9 protein-coding genes are annotated in these 12,597 nt (G+C 65.9%); 7 read left to right on the forward strand and 2 right to left on the reverse strand.

Features of this window, described 5'->3' with window-relative positions:
- Positions 1–89 precede the first annotated feature (89 nt).
- The 5 genes from QX048_RS08430 (at position 90) to QX048_RS08450 (ending at position 9,016) form a co-directional block, all read left to right on the forward strand.
- The gene (locus QX048_RS08430) at positions 90–1,262 is read left to right on the forward strand and encodes a phosphoserine transaminase (RefSeq protein WP_315827650.1); all 1,173 of its coding nucleotides are present in this window, start codon (positions 90–92) and stop codon (positions 1,260–1,262) included.
- Positions 1,263–1,537: 275 nt separating this feature from the next.
- Positions 1,538–3,127, forward strand: coding sequence for a phosphoglycerate dehydrogenase (gene serA, locus QX048_RS08435; RefSeq protein WP_315714129.1), 1,590 nt, complete (start codon positions 1,538–1,540; stop codon positions 3,125–3,127).
- A 431-nt stretch (positions 3,128–3,558) separates the two neighbouring features.
- Positions 3,559–5,226 (forward strand): mucoidy inhibitor MuiA family protein, encoded by a 1,668-nt coding sequence (locus QX048_RS08440; RefSeq protein ID WP_316200372.1) that lies wholly within the window; start codon positions 3,559–3,561, stop codon positions 5,224–5,226.
- 130 nt (positions 5,227–5,356) lie between these two features.
- Positions 5,357–7,213, forward strand: a complete 1,857-nt coding sequence (gene ftsH, locus QX048_RS08445) for an ATP-dependent zinc metalloprotease FtsH (protein WP_315714130.1) — start codon at positions 5,357–5,359, stop codon at positions 7,211–7,213.
- Positions 7,214–7,330: 117 nt separating this feature from the next.
- Positions 7,331–9,016, forward strand: coding sequence for a methyl-accepting chemotaxis protein (locus QX048_RS08450; RefSeq protein WP_315750075.1), 1,686 nt, complete (start codon positions 7,331–7,333; stop codon positions 9,014–9,016).
- Positions 9,017–9,073: 57 nt separating this feature from the next.
- Here the strand turns inward: QX048_RS08450 and QX048_RS08455 are convergent, their stop codons facing one another.
- Positions 9,074–10,003: a DMT family transporter gene (locus tag QX048_RS08455; protein WP_315750076.1), complete on the reverse strand. Its 930-nt coding sequence runs from the start codon at positions 10,001–10,003 to the stop codon at positions 9,074–9,076.
- Positions 10,004–10,080: 77 nt separating this feature from the next.
- On the opposite strand from QX048_RS08455, the gene QX048_RS08460 reads away from it, so the two are divergent.
- Positions 10,081–10,806 (forward strand): TetR/AcrR family transcriptional regulator, encoded by a 726-nt coding sequence (locus QX048_RS08460; protein ID WP_315827651.1) that lies wholly within the window; start codon positions 10,081–10,083, stop codon positions 10,804–10,806.
- 41 nt (positions 10,807–10,847) lie between these two features.
- Positions 10,848–11,630 carry a sulfite exporter TauE/SafE family protein gene (locus QX048_RS08465; protein WP_315714134.1) on the forward strand — a complete coding sequence of 261 codons (783 nt, stop codon included), beginning with the start codon at positions 10,848–10,850 and terminating at the stop codon, positions 11,628–11,630.
- A gap of 10 nt (positions 11,631–11,640) precedes the next feature.
- Here the strand turns inward: QX048_RS08465 and QX048_RS08470 are convergent, their stop codons facing one another.
- Positions 11,641–12,570 (reverse strand): DMT family transporter, encoded by a 930-nt coding sequence (locus QX048_RS08470; RefSeq protein ID WP_316200314.1) that lies wholly within the window; start codon positions 12,568–12,570, stop codon positions 11,641–11,643.
- Positions 12,571–12,597: the final 27 nt, after the last annotated feature.

The raw sequence follows: 12,597 nt of genomic DNA on the forward strand, positions 1-12,597 counted from the left end.
AGTTCCTTGACGCGGAACGACCCTTACCGTATTCACGCCGGCGGGACACCTCCCCCCAACGGGAGGCTTACTATCTGGAAGGATAGACGATGACTGCAGCGAAACCCTCGCAGCGGCCTGCCGTGCCGCACTTCTCCTCCGGCCCCTGCGCCAAGCGCCCCGGATGGACCTCCGAAAATCTCAAAGACGCTCCCCTCGGCCGCTCGCATCGCGCGAAGATTGGCAAGGCGAAGCTCAAGCAGGCCATCGAGCTGACGCGCGACGTCCTCGAAGTGCCCGCCGACTACAAGATCGGCATCGTGCCCGCGTCCGACACCGGCGCGGTCGAGATGGCGCTGTGGTCGCTGCTCGGTGCGCGGCCTGTCACCACGATCGCCTGGGAATCCTTCGGTGAGGGTTGGGTCAGCGACATCGTCAAGGAGCTCAAGCTCAAGGATGTCACCAAGCTGCACGCCGGCTATGGCGAGATCCCGGATCTGTCCAAGGTCGATCCGGCCAGTGACGTCGTCTTCACCTGGAACGGCACCACGTCGGGCGTGCGCGTGCCGAATGCCGACTGGATCAGCGCGAGCCGGGAAGGCCTGACGATCTGCGACGCCACCTCGGCCGCATTCGCGCAAGCCCTCGATTGGCCGAAGCTCGACGTCGTCACGTTCTCCTGGCAGAAGGCGCTCGGCGGCGAGGCCGCGCATGGCATGCTCATCCTCTCGCCGCGCGCGGTGGCGCGTCTCGAGACCTACAAGCCAGCCTGGCCGCTGCCGAAGATCTTCCGCCTCACCAAGGGCGGCAAGCTCAACGCCGGCATTTTCGAGGGCGAGACCATCAACACGCCCTCGATGCTGTGCGTCGAGGACTATCTGGACGCGCTGAACTGGGGCAAGTCGATCGGCGGCCTCAAGGCGCTGATCGCCCGCGCCGACGCCAACACCAAGGTCCTCGCCGACTGGAAGGCGCGGACGCCGTGGATCGACTTTCTCGCCAAGGATCCCGCCATCCGCTCCAACACCTCGGTGTGCCTCAAGGTCGTCGATCCCGCGATCACATCGCTTTCGGCCGATGCCCAGGCGGAGTTCGCCAAGAAGCTGGTGTCGCTGGTCGAGAAGGAGAACGCCGGCTTCGACTTCGCGCACTATCGTGATGCACCGGCGGGGCTGCGCATCTGGTGCGGCGCGACGGTGGAAGCCAACGACGTCGCGCTGCTGACGCAGTGGATCGACTGGGCGTTCGCCGAAGCCAAGGCCGCGCTGCCGAAGGCGGCGTGACGCACGCTCTTCGTGCCGTCATTGCGAGCGCAGCGAAGCAATCCAGGGCCACGAAGAAAGTCTGGATTGCTTCGTCGCTCCGCTCCTCGCAATGACGAAATTCAAGACGCGTAGGGTGGGCAAAGGCGCGAAGCGCCGTGCCCACCATCAACGTCAACCGACGCGAAAGACGGTGGGCACGCTGCGCTTTGCTCACCCTACGATTCGATTGCTTCCACCCATTCCGGCGCCGATGCGCTGTCCCTCTCTCGCGAGAGGCGTGAAGGAACATCGTCATGTCCAAACCCAAAGTTCTCATTTCCGACGCACTTTCCCCGGCCGCCGTGCAGATCTTCAAGGATCGCGGCATCGAGGTCGACTTCCAGCCCAATCTCGGCAAGGACAAGGACAAGCTCGCCGACATCATCGGCGACTATGACGGCCTTGCGATCCGCTCCGCGACCAAGGCCACGGCCAAGATCATCGAGCGTGCCAAGCGGCTCAAGGTGATCGGCCGCGCCGGCATCGGGGTCGACAATGTCGAAATCCCCGCGGCGACCGCCAAGGGCATCATCGTGATGAATACGCCGTTCGGCAATTCGATCACGACCGCCGAGCACGCGATCACGATGATGCTGTCGCTGGCGCGCGAGATTCCGCAGGCGGACGCCTCGACCCAGGCCGGCAAGTGGGAGAAGAACCGCTTCATGGGCGTCGAGATCACCGGCAAGACGCTGGGCGTGATCGGCTGCGGCAATATCGGCTCGATCGTCTGCGACCGCGCGCAGGGCCTGCGCATGAAGGTGATCGGCTTCGATCCGTTCCTCACCGAGGAGCGCGCCCTCGATCTCGGCGTCGAGAAGGTCGAGCTCGAGGAGCTGCTGAAGCGCGCCGACTTCATCACGTTGCATACGCCGCTCACCGACAAGACCCGCAACATCATCGATGCCGCGGCGATCGCCAAGATGAAGCAGGGCGTGCGCATCATCAATTGCGCGCGCGGCGGCCTGATCGACGAGCAGGCGCTGCTGGAGGCGCTCAACTCCAAGCATGTCGCGGGCGCGGCCCTCGACGTGTTCGCCGAGGAGCCGGCGACCAGCAATCCGCTGTTCGGTCATGCCAACGTGATCTGCACGCCGCATCTCGGCGCCTCGACCACGGAAGCGCAGGAGAACGTCGCGCTGCAGATCGCCGAGCAGATGTCGGACTACCTGCTCACCGGCGCGATCTCGAACGCGATCAACTTCCCGTCGATCACCGCGGAAGAAGCGCCCAAGCTGAAGCCGTTCATCGCACTCGCCGAGAAACTCGGCTCGTTCGCGGGCCAGCTCACCGAAAGCAGCATCACCAAGATCCAGATCACCTATGAAGGCCACGTCGCCGAGATGAAGACCCGGGCGCTGACCTCGGCGGTGCTGGCCGGGCTGCTGCGGCCGATGCTGGGCGAGGTCAACGTCGTGTCGGCGCCGGTGATCGCCAAGGAGCGCGGCATGATCGTCGACGAGGTGCTGCGCGCCGGCGAGAGCGACTATGAGAGCCTGATCACGGTCGCGGTCACCACCGAGCATCAGGAGCGCGCGGTGTCGGGCACGGTCTACGCCGACGGCAAGCCGCGCCTCGTCGACATCAAGGGGATCCGTGTCGACGCCGAGTTCGGCAAGTCGATGATCTACGTCACCAACGAGGATAAGCCGGGCTTCATCGGCAAGTTCGCAAGCCTCCTCGGCGACGCGAAGATCAACATCGCGACCTTCCATCTCGGCCGTGTCGCGCCGGGAAGCGACGCGATCGCGCTGGTCGAGGTCGACGGTGCGGTGCCGGCGGATCTGCTCGCCAAGATCCAGGCATTGCCGCAGGTCAAGCAGGCCAAGGCGCTGGCGTTCTGATGACGCGCTAGCGCGCGCGGTGCTTCTTGGTTGAATCGACTTAGCCGCTGGCTCGGTTCACCTCTCCCGCTTGCGGGAGAGGTCGGCGCGAAGCGCCGGGTGAGGGCTTGCTCCACTCGGGCAGCCTCAATCGAGGAGGCACCCCCACCCCAGCCCTCCCCCCAACTGGGAGAGGGAGCGCACATCCTTCGCGGTTCGCAACCAGACCTCAACTCTTCACGCGCTGGGCCAAATTGGCCGACCGAAAGCGGCAGCACGGCACCGTGGCCGTGCTGCCCTTTTCTGTGCTCGTCTGTGCTCGGCGGAATTTCAACGGCAAGCTTTGCGGTCGCACGATTTGAACCCGCGGACCTCTCGTGGCGTCTAACGCCCCGCAAGGGACCGGCTCATCCGGTTCTCAGGGGCGCTGGGATACGGAGAGATCGATGGCAATGCGAACGACGTGGCTGGTTACGACAACTCTCGTTCTCGGTGCCTCGCTGGCGACGGCGCCGGGCCATGCGGCAAACCTCGACGCGACGTCCACCGTCGATGCCGTCACCGTGTATCCCGACGGTGCGACCGTGACCCGGGTCATCTCGCTCGACCTTCCCACCGGTGACACGACGGCGATCGCCAAGGACTTCCCGCTCGGACTCGATGCGTCCTCGCTTCGTGTGGAAGGCGAGGCCGGCGCCAAGCTCGTGATCGGCACCGTCGACGCCAAGCCACCGCGTGCGGCGCCGCCCGTCAATCTGCCCGACATCGACAAGCGCATCGAAGCGCTGAAGGACGAGCGCGCCAATCTCGATGGCACGATCGCCGCGGCCGTGGCGCGCAAGAAATTTGCCGAGCGTTTTGCCGAGGCATCGCCGGCCGGGCTCGGCGAAAAGGGCGAGGCGCGTCCGATCACGGAATGGCGTGCCGCGTTCGCCGCCGTTGCCGACGAGGTCGGACAGGCCGACGCGGCGATCCGCGATGCTGAACGCAAGCAGCGCGAGATCGATCGCGAGATCGCGCGCCTGCAGGACAATCTCACGACGAAGCCCCCGAGCAAGCTGGAGGTGCGGATCGAATTGTCGGCTGCGGCGGCGACCAAGGCGACCTTGCGCGTGACCTACGCGGTGCGCAATGCCCGCTGGGTGCCGCTCTACGACGCGCGTCTCGACACGACGGCGAAGGACCGCAAACCGGCTCTCGAACTGGTGCGACGCGCCGAGATCCAGCAGGCCACCGGGGAGGACTGGTCCGAGGTCGCGCTCACGGTTTCGACGGTGCGGACCGGACGCGGCGGCAGCGCGCCCGAGCTCAGGACGATCATCGCGCAATATCCGCCGCCGCCACAGCCAGCGCCGAAGCCGGCGGCCGTCAGCGCGGCACGAGGACTCATGGAGAGCCGGCAGGAGTTTCGCTTTGGCGGAGGGACGACGTTCGGAGATCTCGCGGACAAGGCCGTCGAGCAGCAGACGGTCGCGGAGATCAGCGCCTTTCAGACCGTCTTCCACCTCCCCGGACGCGTCAGCGTCGGTGCCAATGATGGCGCGAAGAGCCTGCGTATTTCCACCGCGACGATCACGCCCGAACTGACGATCCGTTCGGCGCCCCTCATCGATCCCACCGCCTATCTCGAAGCGAGCTTCCCGCAGAGCGAGGAGGCGCCGCTGCTGCCGGGCAAGGTCTCGATCTATCGCGACGGCATGTTCGTCGGCACCAGCAGATTGGCGTCGGCCGGCAAGGACGAGGTCGTTCATGTCGGCTTCGGGGCCGACGACAAGGTCAAAGTCGAGCGCAGTGTCGTCAAACGGAACGAAGGTTCGGCCGGTCTGATCGTGACGACGGCGAAGATCGACGAGCGCGCCTTCAAAACCACGGTCCGCAACGCGCATGATTTCCCGATCAAGGTCGCGATCCAGGATCAACTGCCGGTCAGCGAGAACGAGGAGATCACGGTTGAGATGCTTCCTGCGACCACGCCGCCGGCCTCGACCAACGTCCGCGACCGGCGTGGTGTCGTCGAATGGGTGATCGACGCCAGACCCGGCGAGGCCAAGGATATCGCCTTCGCCTGGCGTGTGCGCTGGCCGAAGGACAAGTCGATCGTGTTGCAGCCGTCGGGCTGATTGCCCGGCGTGGGATCGGCGCCGTTTGATCCATGACAAGCCGCCCGGTCCCGGCCCTGTTATGCGCGAGTGGGACCCCGTTCGATCACGTCCTGTCCGGCCGTGATCGATCTCGACCGAGAGCGCCGACATGGAATCCGACCCGAACACCCGCAAGCAGGCCGTCGCCGTCGGCTACATCTTCCTCGCCGGCGTCGGCATGCTGCTGCTGCAATGGCTTCTGACGACCTACAACACGGTCGAGACGATTCCCTATAGCCAGTTCGAGCAGCTGATCGAGCAGGGCAAGATCTCCGAGGTGTCGGTCAGCCAGGACACCATCCAGGGCAAGTTCAAGGACAAGCAGTCCGACGGCAAGACGTCGTTCATCACCGCGCGCGTCGATCCGCCGCTGGCCGCAAAGCTTGCCGCGAAGGGCGTGACGGTGACCGGTGTGCCCTCGGGCGGGCTGATTCAGGCGCTGCTGTCCTGGGTCGTGCCGGCGCTGATGTTCTATCTCATCTGGGTGTTCCTCGGCCGCAAGGTCATGGATCGCCAGGGCTTCGGCGGTCTGATGTCGATCGGCAAGTCGCGCGCCAAGGTCTATGTCGAGACCGACACCAAGGTCACCTTCGCCGACGTCGCCGGTGTCGACGAGGCGAAGTTCGAGCTGCAGGAGGTCGTGCAGTTCCTGAAGGATCCGAAGAGCTATGGCCGGCTCGGCGCGCACGTGCCCAAGGGCATCCTGCTGGTTGGCCCGCCCGGCACCGGCAAGACCCTGCTCGCCCGCGCGGTAGCGGGCGAAGCGGGTGTGGCGTTCTTCTCGATCTCCGGATCCGAGTTCGTGGAGATGTTCGTCGGCGTCGGCGCTGCCCGCGTGCGCGATTTGTTCGAGCAGGCCCGCAAGGCCGCGCCTTGCATCATCTTCATCGATGAGCTCGACGCGCTTGGCCGCAGCCGAAGCGTCGGCGGCCAGTTTGGCGGCTACGACGAGAAGGAGCAGACGCTCAATCAATTGCTGGCGGAGCTCGACGGCTTCGACCCAAGCTCCGGCGTCATCCTGCTCGCCGCGACAAACCGGCCGGAGATCCTCGATCCCGCGCTCATGCGCGCCGGCCGCTTCGATCGTCAGGTGCTGGTCGACCGTCCTGACAGGGGCGGGCGGCTCGCAATCCTCAAGGTGCATGTCCGCAAGATCACGGTCGCCGACAGCGTCGATCTCGACAAGGTCGCGGCACTGACGACCGGCTTCACCGGCGCCGACCTCGCCAACCTGATCAACGAGGCCGCGATCGCGGCGACCCGCCGCAAGGGCCACGAGGTGACGTTCGACGATTTCACGATGGCGATCGAGCGCATCGTCGCCGGCATCGAGAAGAAGAGCCGCGTGCTCAGTCCCGCCGAGCGCCGCCGTGTCGCCTATCACGAGATGGGTCACGCGCTGGTCGCGGCCAATCTCGTCGGCGTTGATCCGGTGCAGAAGGTCTCGATCATTCCGCGCGGCGTCGGCGCGCTCGGCTACACGATGCAGCGCCCGACCGAGGATCGCTTCCTGCTCGCGGTCAGCGAGTTGAAGAACCGCATCGCCGTGCTGATGGGCGGGCGGGCTTCCGAGCAGCTGATCTTCGATGGCGATGTCTCGACCGGCGCCGCCGACGATCTGCAGCGCGCGACCGAGATCGCGATCGAGATGGTCACCAAATACGGGATGGATGCGACCGTCGGGCAGCGCACCTACGCGCCGCGTCCACAGGTGTCGTTCCTGCAGCCACAGGATCAGATCGTGTCGGCGGCGGAGGAGACCGGGCGCGAGATCGACCTCGCCGTACGGGATCTGATTGCAGACGGCGATGCCCGTGCCAGGGCGATTCTCGAAAGCCATCGCCCGGACCTCGAGCGCGGCGTCGCGCTCCTGATTGCCAAGGAGACGCTGACCGCCGATGAGTTCGCGCCGTTGCGGCCGGCCTCCGCTGCGGTCCCGGTCCGGGATGCCGTTGCCCCGAGCTGATCCGGGATTCTACGGAGGGCGTTCGCAACCGAACTCTAACCATCGCCTGATCAGTTAACCAGCGGCTCACCTTGACAGATCGAGGTCGTCGATCGGGGACCGGGCGGAGTTCGTTGCGTGCTGCTGAACAACCTGAAGATTGCCCCCAAGCTCGCCATCGTCGTCGGCGTGGCGATGCTGGGCCTTGCCGCGGCCGGTACGTTTGCCGGCACTCTGATGCAAAAGGAGATGGTCAATGCCCGCATCGAACAGTGCCGGGCGATCGTCGAGACCGCGCGTAACATGGCCCTCGGCCTCATCAAGGATGTCGAAGCCGGCAAATTGACGAAGGAGGCTGCGCTCGACGAGTTCGTCAATCGCGGGAGAACGATGACCTTCGACAAGGGCACGGGCTATCTGTTCGCCTATACGATGGACGGCAATGTGGTGCTTTCCCAGGATCCGAAGCAGCGCGGCTCGAACGTGATCGATTTCGAGCTCAACGGCCGCAAGCTCGTCGTCGAGCTGCGCGACGGCGTTGCCAAGGATGGCGAAGTCACCTTGCACTACGAATACCTGCGCCCCGGCCAGGAGCAGCCGACCCGCAAGATCTCCTATGCCGTGATGATTCCCGGTTGGAATACGTTCGTGGGCACCGGCGTCTATGTCGACGATCTCGACGCGAAGATGAAGCCGCTGAAATGGCTGATCTGGATGGCCTGCGCAGGCATCGCGGTCGTCGCCGGCGGGATCGCCTGGCTGATCAGCCGCAGCATCAGCGTGCCGCTCGATCGTCTCGGCGTCCGCATGCGCGAGATCGCCGATGGCCGGCTCGAGGGCGAGATTCCCGGTGTCGGCCGCGGCGACGAGATCGGCGGGATGGCCTCCACTGTCCAGATCTTCAAGGACAACGCGCTGCGGATGCGCGAGCTCGAGCAGGCCGAGGCCGCCACCCAGCAGCGTGCGGCCGCCGAGCGGACCGCGGCCATGCAGAATTTGGCCGCCGACTTCGAGCGCAGCGTCAACGGCATCGTCCGCTCGGTGGCGTCGGCGGCCGAGGGCATGCAGCACACCGCGCAATCGATGACCTCGACCGCGAGCGATGCCAGCTCGCGCGCCTCGACCGTCAGCGCCGCCACCCAGAGCGCCAATGACAATGTCGGCACGGTCGCGGCCGCGGCCGAAGAGCTGTCGAGCTCGGTCAATGAGATTTCGCGCCAGGTCGCCCGTTCCAGCGAGATTGCGAGCAAAGCCGTGGGCGACGCGGAGCGCACCAATGCCACCGTTCAGGTGCTGTCGACCGGCGCCGAGAAGATCGGCGAGGTCGTCAAGCTGATCCACTCGATCGCGGCGCAGACCAACCTGCTGGCGCTGAACGCCACCATCGAAGCCGCGCGCGCCGGCGAGTCCGGGAAGGGCTTTGCCGTCGTCGCCTCGGAGGTGAAGGCACTCGCCAACCAGACGGCGAAGGCGACCGAGGAGATTTCGGCGCAGGTCGCGGCGATGCAGACCTCGACCCAGGATGCGGTCACCGCCATCAGCGGCATCACCCAGACCATCGCGCAGATGAGCGAGATCACCAATTCGATCTCGACCTCGATCGCCCAGCAGGGCGACGCGACGCGCGAGATCGCGCGCAACATCCAGTCGGTCGCCGCCGGCTCGAACGAGATCAGCGCGCACATCGGCGGCGTGACCAAGGCGGCGGAAGCGACAGGCATGGCTGCCGCCGAGGTGCTGTCAAGCGCACGTGAGCTCGACAGCCAGTCGAGCCTGCTGCAGCAGGCCGTCGATGGCTTCATGGCGAAGGTGCGCACGGCCTAGTCGCAGCGGTGATGGACCGGGCCTGGCCTTGAAAGCACGGCGTGAGCTTGCAGGCGCTCACGCGACCTTGGTGCGGCCGGTGCGGGAGGCGATGATCACGCCGGCGATGACCAGCGCGTAGCCGATCAGATGAAACGGCTTCAGCTCCTCGCCGAGCAGCAGGATCGCCAGCACCGAGCCGAACAGCGGCACCAGATGTAGAAACGGCGCGGCGCGGTTCGGCCCGATCAGGCCGATGCCGCGATTGAAGAACAGATAGGCGAGCGTCGAGGCGAACACCACGACGTAGCCGAGGGTCAGGAGCGATAGCAGATCGAGCTGCAGCACGAAGCCGGACGCGTATTCCCACGCGGCCAGCGGCAGCAGCAGCAGGGCGCCCAAGGCCGTGCAGCACGAGATCAGCGACAGCTGGTGCACGGCCGGCCGCCGCGTCATGACCGCCGAGTAGATCCCGAACACCAGCAGCGCCCCGGCGAACATCAAGTCACCGCGGTTGAACTGAATGGCGGCCAATGCGCCGAGGTCTCCGCGCAGCAAAATGACCAGCACGCCGGTCAAGGATATCGCGATGCCGGCGAACTGCGCCGCCGTCAGCCTGACCCCGAACAGCACGAGCGACCATAGCGCTACGAACAGGGGGGCCGAGGATTGGATCAGCAGCCCGTTGAGCGCCTGGGTGTACTGCATCGCCCAGTAGGACAGCGCATTGTTGATGGCGAAGCCGGTCAGCGCCAGCACCAGCAGCAGCGGCCAGCTGGCCAGCAAGGTACGCCAGTCGCGTACGAGATGCGTCCGCGCGAACGGCCACAGCATCAGGAAAGTTCCGATCCAGCGGATGCAGGACAGGGTCAGCGGCGGCACGTGCCCGGCGACATAGCGCGCCAGCACGATGTTGCCGGCCCAGAACAGCGAGGCCAGCGTCAGAAGCAGATAGGGCTGGTTGTTGAGCCAGGCCAGCGGCGAGGTCGGATGCGATGCGGTGGGCAAGGAATCGGCTTCTCTTGTTGACCGGAGCTTGTGCCCGAAATGGCGGGCGGGACAAGAGCGCCGGGCGGAAGGCCGCCATGTCGAAACACCAATGGGCCTCCATTACAAAACGAATATTCGTTTTGTATGCTCATCGCAGACGGGAACGCCATCGAGCCGACAGCCGCAACCCTGCAACGGCTCGGCAGGAGCTGCGCATGCCGAAACTCAAGCCCGAGACGATGGCCGCGCGCCGGGACGAGATCCTGCAGGCCGCCGAGGCCTGCTTTGCCCGGCAGGGATTCCATCAGACCACGATCGCCGATGTCATTGCGCAATCTGGTTTGAGCGCGGGCTGCATCTACGGCCATTTCGCCAGCAAGGAAGAGCTCATTCAGGCGATCGGCGAGCATCGCCATGCCCGTGATGCCGCCCTGTTGGCCACGGCGCGTGAGATTTCTGATCCGTTGGAAGCGTTGCGCGCCATTGCGCGCGCCTCGTTGGCAGACATGCAAAAGGAAGAGGGCCTGCGCCACCGGCGCATCGCGCTGCAGCTCTGGGCCGAGGCGCTGCGGGACGATGATATCCGCGCGCAGGTGACGGACGGTGTGCGCAAGCCGGCCGTCTTGATCACCGAGCTGCTGCAGCGGGGCCAGCGGCTCGGCGTCATCGACCGCTCCGTTCATCCACGCAGCATGGCCCGCACGATCGTCGCGATGTTCCAGAGGTTCGTGCTGCAGCGATTGTGGGGCGAGCCGTTCTCGTCATCCGAAGCGATGGCCGCATTCGAGACGCTGCTGACGGGACTCACGGCGCGGCGATGACCTGAAGCGACTGCCTCTCCAACCGTACCGGGCGGGTCTCGATGACGAGCGTTCCTGATCTCATTGCCGGTCTCGGCACCGGGCTGGTCGGCGGCTTCACTTCGGGGCTGCTCGGCGTCACTCCCGGTGGTGGGCTCGTCGTGTTCGCGGTCATGCTGCTCGGCGCCGAGCAGCACACCGCGCAAGGGCTCTCGCTGGTCGCGCAGATCCCGCCGACCAGCGCGGCCGGCATCAGGCGCTATTGGGATAGCGGCAATCGGGTGACGGCTGCGGTGTTGCTCTGGCTCGGCCTGGGATTCCTGGTCGGCGGCATCGTCGGCGCACTGATCGCGAACTGGACGACGGCGGCGGTCCTGCAATGGGCCTATGTGATCTACCTATTCTTGCTCGATGCTCTGCTGCTGCGCAGGCGACGGGCGAAGGAGTCCGCCGAAGCAACCGGCGCCGCGCCGGATCCACATCGAGCAGCGCTCCTTGCAGTTGGCTGCGCGGCCGGCGTGTCCTCAGGCTTTCTTGGGATCGGCGGCGGGCTCGCCACGGTGGTTGGCTTGAGCGCGGTGCTGGGCATGGCACAGCACCGCGCCCAGATGATCAGCCTGGCGCTGACGCTGGTGCCCACGACGCTTCCATCCGCCTGGATCTACTGGCGGCACGGCGCCATGCCGGCCTGGCCCACCCTCGTCGCGGTGATCGTCGGCCTCGCGGTCGGCACCGATGTCGGCGCGCGTCTCGCGAACCGCGTTCCGCCGGAACGGTTGCGCGTCCTGCTGGTGGGCTTCGTGTCGCTGATGGCCGTCTGCATGACGCTCAAGGCGCTCGGATGAACCGTTCGCCTCATGTCGCCTGCTTGCGCGAGGCCGCGTAGACGCCGCTCAGCACCAGGGCGAAGCCGATCACGTGGAAGATCTGCGGCCGCTCGCCGAGGAAGACGAACGCCATGATCGAGCCGAACACCGGCACCACGTGGAAGAACGGCGCTGCGCGGTTGGCACCGATCAGAAGAACGCCGCGGTTGAAGCACAGATAGGCGATGGTCGAGGGAAAGATCGCGACGTAGAGCAGTGACAGCAGGTTCTGGGTGTCGAGCGCCATCACCGGGCGCGTGTTGAGCTCCCAGATCAACAGCGGAATCAGGCTCGCGGCTCCGCAGCCGAAGGTGAAGGCGACCATCGACAGGCCATGGATCTGCGGTCGCTTGATCGTCAGCACCGAGTAGAAGCCGAACACCGCCATCGCGACCAGGAAGATCAGGTCGCCCTTGTTGAAGCTGATGTCGGCGAGCGCCGCCGGATGGCCGCGCGTGAGGATCAGCAGCACGCCGATCATCGACAGCACGATGCCGATCGCCTGCGCCAAAGTGAGGTGCACGCGCAGCAGCAGCATCGACCAGAGCGCCACGATCAGCGGACCGCCGGATTGCAGCAGCAGCGTGTTGAGCGCCTGGGTGTATTCGAGCGACCAGTACTGCAGCGTGTTGAAGGCGCCGATGCCGGTCACCGACAGCGCGATCATGACGCCGAGCTTGGAGCGGATCGCCGGCCAGTCCTGGCGAAGCTGCTTCCAGGCCAGCGGCAGAATGATCAGGAACGCCAGCGACCAACGCAGGAACGACAGGGTGACAGGCGGAATGTGCCCGGCAGCCAGCCGGCCGACGATCGCGTTGCCGGCCCAGCACAGCGCGGTGATGCTGAGCAGCACGTAAGGTTGGTTGGCGATCCAGCCGCGCGCGGGCGCGGCGGACGCGGTGGGATCGGCGGCAGACATGCGGCGGTGTTGGTCCCGGTTCGTGCG

It is taken from the genome of Bradyrhizobium sp. SZCCHNS30572, assembly GCF_032484415.1.
In the GTDB taxonomy this organism is placed as follows: domain Bacteria; phylum Pseudomonadota; class Alphaproteobacteria; order Rhizobiales; family Xanthobacteraceae; genus Bradyrhizobium.

Bases quoted from the DNA above. Each gene is read 5' to 3' on its own strand.
- QX048_RS08440 (WP_316200372.1), top strand. From the start codon at position 3,559: ATGCGAACGACGTGGCTGGTTACGACAACTCTCGTTCTCGGTGCCTCG.
- QX048_RS08430 (WP_315827650.1), top strand. From the start codon at position 90: ATGACTGCAGCGAAACCCTCGCAGCGGCCTGCCGTGCCGCACTTCTCC.
- QX048_RS08465 (WP_315714134.1), top strand. From the start codon at position 10,848: ATGACGAGCGTTCCTGATCTCATTGCCGGTCTCGGCACCGGGCTGGTC.
- QX048_RS08460 (WP_315827651.1), top strand. From the start codon at position 10,081: ATGTCGAAACACCAATGGGCCTCCATTACAAAACGAATATTCGTTTTG.
- serA (WP_315714129.1), top strand. From the start codon at position 1,538: ATGTCCAAACCCAAAGTTCTCATTTCCGACGCACTTTCCCCGGCCGCC.
- ftsH (WP_315714130.1), top strand. From the start codon at position 5,357: ATGGAATCCGACCCGAACACCCGCAAGCAGGCCGTCGCCGTCGGCTAC.
- QX048_RS08470 (WP_316200314.1), bottom strand. From the start codon at position 12,570: ATGTCTGCCGCCGATCCCACCGCGTCCGCCGCGCCCGCGCGCGGCTGG.